This window comes from Bradyrhizobium sp. MI1.7, from assembly GCF_055811795.1.
The window spans coordinates 72,718-87,007 of record NZ_JBVVPO010000026.1 but is presented as its reverse complement, the minus strand read 5'-3'; the positions used below and the strand labels follow the sequence as shown (position 1 = coordinate 87,007).

11 protein-coding genes and 1 pseudogene are annotated in these 14,290 nt (G+C 65.9%); 9 read left to right on the top strand and 3 right to left on the bottom strand.

Translation table 11 applies throughout. From position 1 onward, the window contains the following. Window positions 1-28: 28 nt before the first annotated feature. From AC0L3X_RS23315 to AC0L3X_RS23290, 6 genes and pseudogenes are all read left to right on the top strand, one after another. Window positions 29-4,901, top strand: a pseudogene (locus AC0L3X_RS23315) (N-6 DNA methylase). Window positions 4,902-5,143: 242 nt separating this feature from the next. After that, window positions 5,144-6,829: a ParB/RepB/Spo0J family partition protein gene (locus tag AC0L3X_RS23310; RefSeq protein ID WP_473316830.1), complete on the top strand. Its 1,686-nt coding sequence runs from the start codon at window positions 5,144-5,146 to the stop codon at window positions 6,827-6,829. Between the two features lie 88 nt (window positions 6,830-6,917). Continuing rightward, window positions 6,918-7,394 carry a hypothetical protein gene (locus tag AC0L3X_RS23305; protein WP_162479007.1) on the top strand — a complete coding sequence of 159 codons (477 nt, stop codon included), beginning with the start codon at window positions 6,918-6,920 and terminating at the stop codon, window positions 7,392-7,394. After that, window positions 7,391-8,284, top strand: a complete 894-nt coding sequence (locus AC0L3X_RS23300; protein ID WP_473316827.1) for a DUF7007 domain-containing protein — start codon at window positions 7,391-7,393, stop codon at window positions 8,282-8,284. Before AC0L3X_RS23305 ends, AC0L3X_RS23300 begins: the two co-directional genes overlap by 4 nt. Then, entirely contained in the window at window positions 8,281-8,694 is a 414-nt protein-coding gene (locus tag AC0L3X_RS23295; protein ID WP_166354128.1) for a hypothetical protein, read from the top strand. The genes AC0L3X_RS23300 and AC0L3X_RS23295 overlap by 4 nt, the downstream gene beginning before the upstream one ends. 393 nt (window positions 8,695-9,087) lie before the next feature. Further along, window positions 9,088-9,675 carry a hypothetical protein gene (locus AC0L3X_RS23290; RefSeq protein WP_028152775.1) on the top strand — a complete coding sequence of 196 codons (588 nt, stop codon included), beginning with the start codon at window positions 9,088-9,090 and terminating at the stop codon, window positions 9,673-9,675. A gap of 35 nt (window positions 9,676-9,710) precedes the next feature. On the opposite strand, the gene AC0L3X_RS23285 is transcribed toward AC0L3X_RS23290, so the two are convergent. Next, window positions 9,711-9,932, bottom strand: coding sequence for a hypothetical protein (locus AC0L3X_RS23285; RefSeq protein ID WP_144030572.1), 222 nt, complete (start codon window positions 9,930-9,932; stop codon window positions 9,711-9,713). Window positions 9,933-10,014: 82 nt separating this feature from the next. On the opposite strand from AC0L3X_RS23285, the gene AC0L3X_RS23280 reads away from it, so the two are divergent. Together AC0L3X_RS23280 and AC0L3X_RS23275 are read left to right on the top strand one after the other, a co-directional pair. Continuing rightward, a complete protein-coding gene (locus AC0L3X_RS23280) occupies window positions 10,015-10,941 on the top strand; it encodes an ArdC family protein (RefSeq protein ID WP_085398416.1) in 927 nt (308 codons plus the stop codon). A 653-nt stretch (window positions 10,942-11,594) separates the two neighbouring features. Beyond that, on the top strand, window positions 11,595-11,912 hold the full coding sequence (locus tag AC0L3X_RS23275; RefSeq protein WP_473316821.1) for a DUF736 domain-containing protein: 318 nt from the start codon (window positions 11,595-11,597) through the stop codon (window positions 11,910-11,912). A gap of 203 nt (window positions 11,913-12,115) precedes the next feature. Here the strand turns inward: AC0L3X_RS23275 and AC0L3X_RS23270 are convergent, their stop codons facing one another. Next, window positions 12,116-13,030 (bottom strand): nucleotidyl transferase AbiEii/AbiGii toxin family protein, encoded by a 915-nt coding sequence (locus AC0L3X_RS23270; protein ID WP_354100324.1) that lies wholly within the window; start codon window positions 13,028-13,030, stop codon window positions 12,116-12,118. Then, entirely contained in the window at window positions 13,027-13,764 is a 738-nt protein-coding gene (locus tag AC0L3X_RS23265) for a type IV toxin-antitoxin system AbiEi family antitoxin domain-containing protein (protein WP_085398417.1), read from the bottom strand. The genes AC0L3X_RS23270 and AC0L3X_RS23265 overlap by 4 nt, the downstream gene beginning before the upstream one ends. Window positions 13,765-14,007: 243 nt before the next feature. Between AC0L3X_RS23265 and AC0L3X_RS23260 the strand changes: the two genes are divergently transcribed. Next, complete coding sequence (locus AC0L3X_RS23260; protein ID WP_354100325.1) at window positions 14,008-14,286, top strand: DNA -binding domain-containing protein; 279 nt, start codon at window positions 14,008-14,010, stop codon at window positions 14,284-14,286. Window positions 14,287-14,290: the final 4 nt, after the last annotated feature.

Below are 14,290 nucleotides of genomic sequence, written 5' to 3'. Positions count from 1 at the left end.
GCGCGCGCCCAACTGGAGGACATTTCCCATGGCGCATGACGATCCTTTCACCCTCGACCTCTTCGGCAATACCGCCCTTTCATCCAGTCTCGGCCTTGGCGTTACCGCGTTCGGCCCCGATCCCGGCGGCGACGACGATCATGATGACGATCCGCCGCCGTCGCCGTCGGTCCCCGCAGGGCCGGCGGTCTCCCGCCGACCGGGCGAAACCGAGTTCGCGAAGGGCGGGGACGCGATCGGCGCCGATCTGCAGGATGCGATCGACGATGCTGACTACGCCTCGCTCGCGCGCTGCACGCAATACGCCCATTTCACGCCGGAGTTCATCGTGCGGGCGATCTGGGCGGCATTGCTGCGGTTCGGCTGGCGCGGCGGACGCGTGCTCGAGCCCGGCATCGGCACGGGCCTGTTTCCGGCGCTGATGCCCGAAGCGCTACGCCATGTCTCGCACGTCACCGGCGTCGAGCTCGATCCCGTCACGGCGCGCATCGCGCGGCTGTTGCAGCCGCAGGCGCGGATCGTTACCGGCGATTTCGCGCGCATCGATCTGCCGGCGCGGTTTGACCTCGCGATCGGCAATCCGCCCTTCTCCGATCGCACGGTGCGCTCGGACCGCGCGCTGCGCTCGCTCGGTCTGCGTCTCCACGATTACTTCATCGTTAAGGCGATCAAGCTGTTGAAGCCGGGTGGCCTCGCCGCCTTCGTCACCTCGCACGGCACCATGGACAAGGCGGATGGCTCGGCGCGCGCGCTGATCGCAAAGCATGCCGATCTCCTCAGTGCCATCCGTCTGCCGGAAGGCAGCTTCCGCGCCGATGCCGGCACCAACGTCGTGGTCGACATCCTATTCTTCCGGCGGCGCAAGTACGGCGAGCCCGAAGGCGACATATCATGGCTCGACCTGGAGGAGGTGCACCCGGCGACCGACGACGAGGGCGCCATCCGCGTCAACCGCTTTTTTGCACGCCATCCCCGTCGTGTGCTCGGCGCGCACGCGCTGACCTCCTGCCCGTTCGGCGAGACCTACACCTGTCTACCCAAGGCCGACGAGGAGCTCGCGGCTGCGCTCGCCGACGCGATCACCCTCCTTCCGGTCGCAATCTATGATGGCGAACCGGAGGCGATCGACTATGACAGCGAGCACGAGGCCGTGCCAGCGAAGTCGGAGAGCGCGGCGAGCCTCACGGCGCGCGAGGGCAGCTATTTCCTCGATCACCGGCATTGCCTGATGCAGATCCTCGACGGGAAGCCGATCTCTGTGGCGGTGCGCAAGGGCCGCAGCGCCGACGGCATTCCGGAAAAGCATGCCCGGATCATCCAGAAGCTGATCCCGATCCGCGATGCGGTGCGCGACGTGCTGAAATGCCAGGAGCTTGATCGCCCGTGGAAGGATGCGCAGGTCCGCTTACGCATCGCCTGGTCGAACTTCGTGCGCCTTCGGGCCGATCAACACGACCATGGTGTCGACGGCCGAGGACGACGAGACCGGTGAGGTCCGTGAAACGCACCGCAGGCCGAACCTCCAGCCATTCCTGGACGATCCGGACTGCTGGCTGGTGGCTTCGATCGAAGACTACGACCTCGAATCCGATACGGCAAGGCCAGGCCCGATCTTCACCGAGCGGGTGATCGCCCCGCCGGCGCCGCCGGTCATCACCAGCGCCGCCGACGCTCTGGCCGTCGTGCTCAACGAGCGCGGCCATGTCGATCCCGATCACATCGCCGAGCTCGTGCATCGCGATGCGGACGACGTGATCGCCGAACTCGGCGGCACCATCTTCCGCGATCCGGCCGATGGGTCGTGGCAGACCGCCGACGCCTATCTTTCAGGCGCCGTTCGATCGAAGCTCGCGGCGGCGGAAGCCGCGGCCGCGCTCGACCCCGAATATGAGCGCAATGTGGCGGCCCTGCGCGAGGTGCAACCCGCCGACCTCCGGCCCTCAGACATCACCGCGCGGCTCGGCGCGCCGTGGATTCCCGCTGCCGATATCATCGCTTTCGTCCACGAGACGATGGGCGTGGAGATCAAGATCCACCACATGCCGGAACTGGCGTCGTGGACCGTGGAAGCCCGCCAGCTCGGCTGGATGGCCGCCGGCACATCCGAATGGGGCACCGAGCGGCGGCACGCCGGCCAGCTTCTGTCCGATGCGCTCAATTCCTCGGTGCCGCAGATCTTCGACACCATCAAGGACGGCGATAGCGAGCGTCGTGTCCTCAACGTGGTCGACACCGAGGCGGCAAAGGAGAAGTTGCACAAGATCAAGACTGCCTTCCAGAACTGGATCTGGTCCGATCCGGATCGGACCGATCGCCTGGCGCGGGTCTATAATGACCGCTTCAACAACATCGTGCCGCGCGCTTTCGACGGCTCGCATCTGAAGCTGCCGGGCGCCTCGGGCGCATTCGTTCTCTACGGACATCAGAAGCGCGGCATCTGGCGCATCATCGCCTCGGGCGCGACCTATCTCGCCCATGCCGTCGGCGCCGGCAAGACGATGACCATGGCGGCTTCCATCATGGAGCAGCGCCGGCTCGGCTTGATCGCCAAGGCGATGCTCGTCGTTCCCGGCCATTGCCTGGCGCAGGCGGCGCGCGAGTTCCTGGCGCTCTATCCGGTCGCGCGCATCCTCGTCGCCGACGAGACCAACTTTACCAAGGACAAGCGGCATCGCTTCCTGTCGCGCGCCGCGACCGCGACGTGGGATGCGATCATCATCACCCATTCCACCTTCCGCTTCATTGGCGTGCCGTCCGCATTCGAGCAGCAGATGATCCAGGACGAGCTCGAGCTCTACGAGCAACTGCTGACCAAGGTCGACAGCGACGACCGCGTCTCGCGTAAGCGGCTTGAGCGGCTGAAGGAGGGCCTGAAGGAACGGCTCGAAGCACTCGCTACGCGCACGGACGACCTCCTCACCCTCTCGGAGATCGGCGTCGACCAGATCATCGTCGATGAGGCGCAGGAGTTCCGCAAGCTGTCCTTCGCCACCAACATGTCGACGCTGAAGGGCGTCGACCCCAACGGCTCGCAGCGCGCCTGGGATCTCTATGTAAAGTCCCGCTTCATCGAGACAAAGAACCCGGGCCGCGCGCTGGTGCTCGCCTCCGGCACCCCGATCACCAACACGCTCGGCGAGATGTTCTCGCTGCAGCGCTATCTCGGCTACGCGGCGCTTCTGGATCGCGGGCTGCACGAGTTCGACGCCTGGGCCTCGACCTTCGGCGATGTCTCGACCCAGCTCGAGCTTCAGCCGTCCGGCAAGTACAAGCCGGTCACGCGCTTCGCGACCTTCGTCAACGTCCCCGAGCTGATCGCCATGTTCCGGTCCTTCGCCGACGTGGTGCTACCGGATGACCTGCGGCAATATGTGAAGGTTCCGGCGATCTCGACCGACAAGCGGCAGATTCTGACGGCAAAACCGACACCGGCGCTCAAGCGCTACCAGGCCCTGCTCGACGCGCGGATCAAGGCGATCGAGACGCGCGACCGGCCGCCGGAGCCGGGTGACGACATTTTGCTCTCTGTCATCACGGACGGACGGCATGCGGCGATTGACCTGCGTCTGGTCGACCCGGACTGCGATAACGAGCCGGACAACAAGCTGAATCTCCTCGTCGGCAACGCCTTCCGCATCTGGAAGGAGACGTCAGACAACAGTTACGTGCGCGCTGACGGCAAGCCGTACGAGCTGCCGGGCGCCGCGCAGATGATTTTCTCCGACCTCGTAACGATCAGCGTCGAGAAGACGCGCGGCTTCTCGGCCTATAGCTGGATCAGAGACGAGCTCGTCCGCATGGGCGTGCCCAGATCCGAGATCGCCTTCATGCAGGACTTTAGGAAGTCCGAGGCCAAGCAGCGCTTGTTCGGCGACGTGCGCGCCGGCAAGGTCCGCTTCCTGATCGGCTCCTCCGACACGATGGGCACCGGCGTGAACGCGCAGCTCAGGCTGACGGCGCTCCATCACCTCGACGTGCCGTGGCTGCCGTCGCAGATCGCGCAGCGCGAGGGCCGGATCGAGCGTCAGGGCAACCAGCACGATGTCATCGACATCTTTGCCTATGCCACGGAGAGATCGCTCGACGCGAGCATGTGGCAGAATAACGAACGCAAGGCCCGTTTCATCGCCGCGGCGCTCTCCGGGGACACGTCGATCCGCCGGCTTGAGGACCTCGGCGAAGGCCAGGCCAATCAGTTCGCGATGGCCAAGGCGATCGCCAGCCGCGACCAGCGGCTGATGGAGAAGGCGGGACTGGAAGCCGACATCGCGCGGCTGGAACGTCTCCGCGCGGCGCATATCGACGATCGACACGCCGTCCGCCGGCAGATCCGCGACGCGGAGCGCGACATCGAGTTCTGCACGCGGCGGATCGCAGATGTCGGCAAGGATATTGAACGCCGCGTTGCGACGGCCGCTGACGCCTTCGCCGCGAGCGTGGCCGGCAAGCGCTATGTGGAGCGCAAGGAGGCCGGTCGCGCGCTGATGAAGGAGATCCTGACCCTCGTGCAGCTTCAGCAGGAGGGCGAGATTGTGGTCGCGACGATAGGCGGCTTTGACCTCGAATATTCCGGCGAACGCTTCGGCCGCGACGGTTACCGCTACACCACCGTGCTGCTACGCACCGGCGCGGGAGCCGAGATCGAGCTGCCCGTCACGGTCACGCCGCTCGGCGCGATCTCGCGACTGGAGCATGGGTTGGAAAATTTCGAGGGCGAGATCGAGCGCTATCGCCAGCGTCTCGCGGATACACGCCGTAGGCTCGCCTCGTATCAGGCGCGCGAGGACGGCGACTTCGCCTTCGCCGCCGAGCTTACCGAGAAGCGCCGGCAGTTGGCGGAGGTGGAGAAGGCCCTTGCGAGCGATGTGGAGGGGAGCGGCGAGAACGCCATCGCAGCGTGATGAAGAAGGAAAGCCGCTCGCAGATCGGCCAAGCCGGCAACGCTGACGCTCAACCGCGGCCTGCGCGATCCCGGCCCGTCGTCCTTCGCAGGGCTTAAGAGCCCTGCTTGTCCGGCCGGACAAGGATGCTCGGCCGCTGTTGTGCCGGCCCGACCGCTCCGCGGGCCGGGGGATGTCTTCGGAAAGAAGACGGAAAAGGACGCGCGAGCCGCGGTCCGCGAACCCCGAACAGGAGAAATCCGATGCAACTCATCAAGGTCGATCCGCGTGCGCTGAAGGAGAGTCCGGACCGCATGCGCCAGTCGAAGTCGACACCGCAGGCCGACGCCCTGCTGCTGGCGACGATCAAGGCCGTCGGCATCGTCCAGCCGCCCGTCATCACGCCTGAGACTGGCGGCGGTAACGGCTATGTCATCAACGCCGGTCATCGCCGCGTGAAGCAGGCGATCGCCGCCGGCCTCAAGGAGATCGACGTCCTCGTCGACGAGGCGGCGAACGACAACGGCGCCATGCGCTCGATGATCGAGAACATCGCCCGCGAAGCGCTCAATCCCGTCGACCAGTGGCGCGCGATCGAACGCCTCGTCGGTCTCGGCTGGACCGAAGAAGCGATCGGCGTCGCCTTGGCGCTGCCGGTGCGGCATATCAGAAAGCTCCGCCTCTTGGCGAACGTGCTGCCCGCCATGCTCGATCACATGGCCAAGGGCGACATGCCCGACGAGCGGCAGCTCCGCACCATCGCCTCCGCCTCGCTGGATGAGCAGAAGGAGGTCTGGAAGAAGCACAAGCCCTCCAAGGCCGATCCGCAGGTGTCGTGGTTTAGCGTGGCGCAGGCTCTGACCAAGGCCCGGATGTACGCACGTGATGCCAGCTTCGGCGACGACCTCGCCCAGGCTTATGGAATCCAGTGGGCAGAGGATCTGTTCGCGCCAGCAGATGAGGACAGCCGCTATACCACGGATGTCGAGGCCTTCCTTGGCGCGCAGCAGGAATGGATGACGAACAACCTGCCGAAGCGCGGCATCATCGCTGAGACGACGAACTGGGGCGATGTCAAGCTGCCGCCGAAGGCAGAGCGCGTCTACGGCAAGCCCTCGAAGAGCGATTGCACCGCGATGTATCTGGATCGTGACGGCCGGGTGCAGAGCGTGCATTACCGCATGCCCGCGGCGAAGAAGGCGACGGGCAAGGCTGCGGCGGCCGACAGCGACGCTGCGGATGAGTCCGCAATAGTTTCGATGCCGCGTCCTGACGTGACGCGCAAGGGCCTCGAGATGATCGGCGACTTCCGAACGGACGCGCTGCACGAGGCGCTGGCCCGCGCGCCGATCGAGGATGACACGCTGATGGCCTTGTTGATCCTCGCCTTCGCCGGCCTGAACGTCTCGGTCGATTCGGGCAGCGGCGGGACCTACTACGGCAACCGGCGTTTAGCACGCCATGCTGCGTCGCTATTCGATCAGGATGGCAAGCTCGTCATCGATATCGACACGCTCCGCGTCGCGGCGCGCTCAACCCTCACGGAAGTCCTGTCGTGCCGGGAGAACCGCAACGCTAGCGGCATCGTAGCGCGCATCGCCGGCGATGTGGTCGGCGCGGACAACTTCCTGCCGAACATGGGCACGGACGATTACCTGTCGTGCCTGTCGCGCGCCGCGCTCGAAGGCTCGTGCAAGGACACGCCGGTTCTTCCGCGCCAGAAGGTGAAGGACACCCGCATCGCCCTGGTTGAGCACTTCAGGGAGGGTCGCTTCGTGCATCCAGCCGCGTTGTTCGCTCCCGACAAGGTCGCCTTGTTGTCGTGGCTGGCGAAGAACGCCGTCGCCGAAGACGACGCGGCCGACGACCAGGTGGAGGACCCGGAGGCCGGCGATACCGACGATGGCGAAGCCTTGGACGACGAGGCGTTCCGCGAGGCGGCGGAATAGTCCGCCCGGCATCGCCAATCCGAACAACACGCCGCTGCCGGTTGATCCGGCGGCGGCTCCGTTTCGCCCCCATGAACAGGAGGACGTCATGTCCGCACAGTTGATTTACGACCTCGCCCCGCTCGGCTCGCTCGTCCGGTTTTCCGACGGCACGCCGCGGCCGCCGGAGCGGCACCGCAAGAAGCTCGCGGCCTGGGAACACCGCAATAGCGGCGGTCGCTTGATCCGCAAACAGCCCGAACGCCGCATCGGCAACACGGTCATCGGCGCAAGCTTCACGCTGCATTCCGGCGACTATGGCGGTGGCGGTGTCGTGGTGCTTCGCGTTCACCGGACCTTCCCGGTCGATAGCGACCTGGCGTTCGTCGTGACCGAACGCCCGAAGCTCGGTACGGTCCGCGTGCTCGACCGGCCCGGCGAGGATGCCGAGCTGGTCTATCTCGCCGGCAGCCGCGCCGATGCCGAAACCTGGCTGCAGAGCCACGGCTATCCAAATGCCGTTCTCGACGAGGTGACGGCCGATGCGGTCGCGGCCGACGTCGCGGAGGGGAGGACAGCCGCATGACCGCGCCCACACTCCCTACCACTATGACCGATGACTCGGCCGCCGGTTTTCCCGAGGTCGAGTTTGGTCGCAGCAGCGTCGGCTTCCTCGCCGCGCGTGTTGCCGACACCACCTTCGCCATGCTGCCGGCGCGCGACGGTCGCCATTATCTCGCGACCGGCTGGTGCGTCGGCCGGCCGATCTCCGAATGGAAGCTCTCCGACTTCCACGGCCGTTCGGGCGACCTCGCCGACGAGGCCGCCTTCCGCGCGAAGGTGGCGGAGAACGCCGAGCACCAGCGCGAGAAGCGTGCGCTCGGCCGCCGCGACATCGCCTCCACAGCGAACACGCCTTGGGGCCCATCGCAGGGCGCGACGGTCTATGCGGAAGGCGTCGTCTGCCATTCGACGGCAGGACACGGCGGCTTTCATCTTTCCGCCGAACGCAACCGCAGCGTCCATTCGATGCTGCGCGCGCGGGGTGGCTGGTACGAGGAGGACGAGGGCTGGTCGATCGTGGCGATCACCTTCCCGAATCTGTTCACGAGTTACGAGCGGCGCTGTGCGGAGCGCACGATTAGGGATAGTTGGCCCGATGCGTGGGAGGCGATCTTTGGGACTATGCTCCAGCCTGGCGAATCCCGGGAGAAGGATCGGCGCGCCTTCGAGCAGGAGCATGCTGGCGACTGGATCGTCGTGGCGGCGACCGCCTCGGACCAGCAGCCCGGCTTTGTCGAAGTTGTCGCCACGCCCGGTGGCAGACGCGGTGCAGGCACCGAGGAGCGGCGCTTTCTGGTCCCGTCCGACGAGTATCGAATGGGCCGCTTCGGCTTCGTGGTCGATGACACCCACCACCAGGTCTATTCCGGACCGTCGAGCTTCGTCGCCTGGCAAGGGAGAAGATCGCCATGAAGGCCTCCTCCGAACGCCTCGACCAGCTTTCGCGCATGGAGGAGGCTCAGCGCCAGACGCAACGCCAGCTCGACATGATCGACCGGCAGATCATCCGCCGCATGACGACGCTGATCCCGCAGCTTGGCCGCAAGCGGTTCGGATTCCGTCACGAGAAGCCGCCTGACCCGAGGGCTTTCCTCGAACGCTACCATTCGAACCTTGCGGCGATCACCGCAGAGCGCCAGCCGGAGATCGATGCCCTCTCGCGCAAGCTCGCCCGGCAGGATGCCGCGATCGAGGCGCTGCGGGCTCGACACGCGCCGATGTCTCGACCCGCTCGTGACGACTCGGAGCGCACCCATCGTACGGACGACTGTCGCAGCCCGGCCGAGTGTCGCCCGGTGAAGCGCCATGGCGCGGCGGCATAGCGGGACCGTGCCTGAATTCGCGGCTCGTTTCGGCGAACGTCTCGAGCATGGCGCGGCGGCGGCGGTCTGCCAGGGTGAATCTTTCCGGCATCGCCAACCCGGCCCCGCCCTGTCGCCTCTCCCCTCGGGTTTGCTGCGGTCTGCGCCCCCGGCGGTCCGCTTCAAGGCCAAGTCGCAAGCGACCGGAGACCGCCGATCTCGACAAGGCCCGGCCGCGTTCGGCGCAGGGCCCAGTAGCGTGGCCCCGCTTGTCCGCAACCGAACCTCGCTCGCCTGGCGGTCCCCGGGCCTTGAAGCGGCCTCATCCCGGCGGCGCTGGGCGACCGCACGCGAAGGGAGAGCCGGCAGGGGCCGGACCGAACCCGACGGCGAAACCCAGAAAAGGACTTCACCATGACCAAGACCGCTCGCGCGCCCCGCACCAACGCCCGCGTCATCCCGCTTCGCCGCGGCACCACCATCGAAATGGTCCGGCTCGTTTGCCCGGACGCAGCCCAGGCCACCCGCATCGCCGAGAGCTTCGGCCTCCCCGTCCTCGACGGTGACGCCATCTGCGACCTGCATCAGCGGCTCATCAGCGAGACCGCCGACGCGCTCGGCGAAGGCCTCAACGAACGCGCCATGCAGATCCACCTGCAGCGAATCGTCGGCTCCTATGTCGGCTCAGCCCACGGCGCCGGGCAGTTCTACAGCCGCGCCGTCACCGAAGCGCGCGAGGCGACGGCAAAGCTCGCCAACGACACGCGCGACGAGGACCTCGACGGACCTGTCGGGTTCGAATCCGCGGCCCAGCGCAAGCGCGAATTCGCCGCCGAGGTCGCCGTTCAGGCACACGCACTGCGCATGGCGGCCGAAGGCGCCGCCGCAGCCTACGAGCACGTCGTCGGCGAGAGCTGGAAGCCGTTCGAGCGCCAGCCCGACCAGCCGGCCGAAACCGTCAGCCGCAAGGCGGCCGAGGTTCAGATGGCGGCGTTCGGGTGACGCCGCCGGCGGGGCTTCGGCCCCGCCATTCTCTTTCACGATCGGATATCGGCCGGTCCCTGCGGGCCGGCCTTTTTCATGTCGCACATCGCGACGGCGCAAACGAGCAAAGAGAAATGACCCGGGATCGAGCGCACGTCGCGGCCCGTACCGGCTTTCAGTCGATGCTCCGGCCGGCGCGGCAGCGCAACGGCTTTGCCGTCCTCCACTGCGTTCCGGTCCGGCGTCTCTCCCCTCACCCCGACCATCAGCGTCACCGGATGCGCGACCCCGCAGGCCTTCGCAGCGGACCGCCGTGACGGGCCGCGACGGGCGCGGCCTCCGACGGAGGTTAGGATTATGACTGGTAAGGAAACCAAACCCCGCGCCGACATCTATGCGCGCATCACCGATCGCATCGTCGCAGACCTTGAGCGCGGTGTGCGTCCGTGGGTCAAGCCGTGGAATGCGGCCAACGCGGCTGGGCGCATCACGCGCCCGCTGCGTCACAACGGCATGCCCTACCAGGGCATTAACGTCGTGCTGCTGTGGTCGGAAGCGGTCGCGCGCGGCTTCACGTCATCGATCTGGATGACGTTCAAGCAATCACTCGAGCTCGGCGGCCATATCCGCAAGGGCGAGAGCGGAACGATGGTGGTCTACGCCAACAAGATCACCAAGACCGAGACCGACGAGCATGGCGACGACGTCGAACGGACCGTTCCGTTCCTGCGCGCCTATACCGTGTTTTGCGTCGATCAGATCGACGACCTGCCGGATCACTATTACGGGCGCCCGGCGCCGACCATCGCGCCGGCGCAGCGCATCGCGCATGTGGACGCCTTCTTCGCCAACACCGGCGCGACCATCCGGCATGGCGGTGACAAGGCTTTCTTCGCACCATCGCTCGACATCATCCAGATGCCGCTGTTCGAAAGTTTTCGTGACGCCGAGAGCTATGCCGCCACGCTCGCGCATGAATGCGTGCATTGGACTGCGCCAGCGCATCGCGTCAATCGCGATCTCAGCCGCTACGCAAAGGATCGCAGCGAGCGCGCCCGTGAAGAGCTGGTTGCGGAACTTGGCGCGTGCTTCCTCAGCGCGGACCTTGGTATCGTGCCCGAACTCGAGCCGCGTGCCGATCATGCGAGTTACCTTGCATCATGGTTGGAGGTGCTGGCCAACGACAGGCGTTTTATCTTCAGCGCGGCCGCCCACGCGCAACGCGCGGTGACTTACCTGCACGGTCTTCAGCCCGAGCCGGCCGAGATCGACCAAGCGGCATGAGGCGCAACGATCCGTGTCTCGGCCGCTTGCGCTCATCGTTCACCTTTCTAGACAATGACGAAGGCCTCATCTCACGGCGGGGGCCGCTCTTTTGTGCGGCGTCATGCCTGTGCCGGCGACTGGAGAGGCGGCGCTTCCCATCCCGACGGCATAGGCGAGATGCGCCGGGCGGGTTCTTCTGGCTTCCGAGATGCCCGTCTGTTTCTGGGCGAGCGTCTTTCCGAAGCCGCAGAAGGCTGGTGTCATCACGATACGACAGTCCGGGATTGTTATTGCGTCCGCTGGACTGGCGGAAAGCTTACGCGACGCGCGCGAGTGCCTTTCACCGATGCGCCCGTCGTCGTGCGGTGTGGCTTGCCTGTCGCTCAGCCGTATCCTCGTCGTTCGGCCTGTCGCGCCCAATGCGTCCTCGATTTGGCATGTCTAACCGAAGGCCGTCGTCGCTGCGCTCCGCCTCGATCAAAAGACCGCAACGGCCGTCTCGGCTTTCTTCCCCTGGTCGCTGCGCGTCCATTCCTCGCGAGACAAGAAAGCCTCCCCCTGGCCGCCCTCTACTGCGTGGCGGCCCTTCGGGTGCGGTCCGATCGCCTCCGGTCAACGACAGCCATCGAGGTCGCGATGGTCGCGGCCCGAGAACGAAAGAGGACACGAACATGGCTACCATCGGCAACTTCACCGTCAACGGCAACGGCTTCGTCGGCACCGTCAAGACCCTCGCTCTAGGCACCGTCAAGACCAAGATCGTTCCGGCCGAACGCACTTCAGGCAAGGCCCCGGACTACCGCATCTTCGCGGGCGCGAACATCGAGTTCGGCGCCATGTGGAAGAAGAAGTCCCAGGACACGGGCCGCGAGTACCACTCGGTCAAGCTGGACGACCCGAGCTTCCCGGCTCCGATCTACGCGACGCTGGTCGAGGTCGACGGCGAGGAAGGCCACTCGCTCATCTGGTCTCGCCCGAGTCGCGACTGAGACGCCGCGCAGGTGGCCCCGCCGCGAGGCGGGGCCTTCACCCGTAGGCAGTGAGAAACGATTTTGAACGCGCGCGTAAAGTCGACAAGCGCTGCCTCATCGTGCCGCCTATCCCTTCATGGATAGCTGATGGGGAGGCCGGAAGGGCCTCGTCGGCAGTCACACCGCATCACCTGCGGCGCGTGGCGACGGCCCACCTACGCTCATCCAAATAGCCGGGCCAGCGCATTCGATTGCTCGGCGAATTTTCGGGCGTTGGTCTTCCGAAGCCTTTCCAGGTTTTGCAGCTTCCATCGCACGCCGGGAAGCTGCTCCAAGTGCGGCACGCCCAGTAGCGACCATTCAGGCTCTGCGGCGACCAGCGACAGCAGGAAGCGGCGCTCATCGGCGTTCAGACCTTGCTGCAGTTCGCGCATCATTCGCTCGCGCGCTGCCAAGAGCGCGTCGAGTTCAACGGGCTCGGTGGTCATGCCCGCGAAATTGTGTTCGAACTCCTGGCGGAGATCCCGCAGCGATGGAAACAGAACCTCGTGCACCGGCCGGTTATGGCTCGCGAGATAGACGACGAAAGCGCGGCGAATGCCCGCCGTGATTCCCTCGTGCACAAAAAGCTGCGTGACATCGAACAGATCGCGGGGATGCTGCCGGTCCATCGCCGCAACCAGTTTGCCGCCATATACGTCTTCGAACGACACCACCGGGATTTCGAGATCCGCCTGCAGCGTGTCGCGCGCGGCCTCTGTCAGCGACGCCATGTGCACCGGATGGACGGTGCCGCGCATGACGAAGTTGACCTCGATCTTGACCTCAATGCCCCCTCGCCGCACCATCAGCTTGGTCTCGCCGGATTCCGTCGCGGCCGGCGCATGGGTCAGAAAGTCCTGCTTCTGCAGGCGCGCGGCCGACTGACGGATGGCCTCGTTGATGCGCCGCAGAGCCTGCTCGCGCGGCAGTGTGTGGTCGGGAAACACCAGATCGAGATCGACCGAGAGCCGCGGCATGTCGCGCACGAACAGGTTGATCGCCGTGCCGCCCTTGAGTGCGAACGTATCGTCGACGAGCACCAGCGGCGCCACGCGCGTCAGCAACCGCGCGCTGTCGAGGTAGACCTGGTTCATGGCTTCAGCACCAGGAGCCCATCAGCGGAGCGGGACACCCAGGCCCGGTCGCTGCCCTTGGGCAGTTGAGACGGATCGAGCTTGCCGGCCCAGGGCTGAGAGAGTTCGCGGCCAAGCTGCAGGCACAGGCGCACGGTCTTGACGCTGGTGCAGCGCTTGAGCAGGTCTCGCAGCAGATCGGCACGCAGGCTGTAAGTGCTTTCGACCAGCTCGCGCGCTTCTTGCAGCGGCTGCCGGACGCCGACTTCGCTCAGCACCTCCAGCAATGCGCGTTCCGGCGCCGAGACGAGCGGGCCGCCCTTGCGGCTCTCGAAGGGCCGGACATGAAGCAGCGCGCCGGGTTCTTCCTTGAAGAGTCGCTTGCGGTGGTACTCGGCCGGGAAGCGCTGGGTGAACCACTCCGGAAGGCGTCCGGCTTTCCAGCCGTATAGATGGAGGACGGGCCGCTGGGAGACGTACTGGCGGATGCCGTGCCAGTCGAAGGCCGACTTGCCGCCGACATGCAATCCTTCGAAGCTCCGCTGCAGCAGGACGAGGCTCGGGTGCAAAGTGGGCGGATCGTTTGGCCGGCAATAGACGCCGCGTGCCAACCGTTGCAACCAGCCGGCACGGACATAGTGGACGGCAAGGTCAGCCGATATCCCGAGGGCGGCGAGGTCACCGGAGGTCAGCGGCGCTCCCGGCGCCAAGCGGGTGTAGAGTCTGCTTAGCTTGTTTCTTTGGGTCGTAGCCATGCTACGATAATAAGAATAATATCAACTTCTGCAAGCTTGAATTAGAAGTCGAAGTCGTAGTCAGGCTACGATAACCCGGATTAAGCTAAGAAGACCCCAAGATCGGCCAGGAACTCGTCAGCTGCGGTTGCGCTGTGCTCGGCGATACCCGCCAGGCACCACGTGGTGTGCAATTCGGGTCTACTCACCGGTGCACGAACGCGCCTACTCTCTGCTGACAACCCTTGCCGGCGAATACACCCCATGCAGAAGTCACCTTCCGATCCTAATGTCGCCGATGCCGCGCCGACCGCGCCGATTCTGACCGACTATGACGAGCAGCACCTGGTCACCTATCTCCGTCTGCTCGATGCCGCAGCCGATGGCTCCGACTGGAAAGAGGTCGCGCGGACCGTGCTGCATATTGACGTCGCGCGCGAGCCGGATCGGGCGCGCCGGGCGTGGGAAACCCATCTCGCCCGTGCCCGCTGGATCACCGAGCATGGCTACCGGGATCTGCTGCGGGGCGGGGCACCGCACTGAGGGC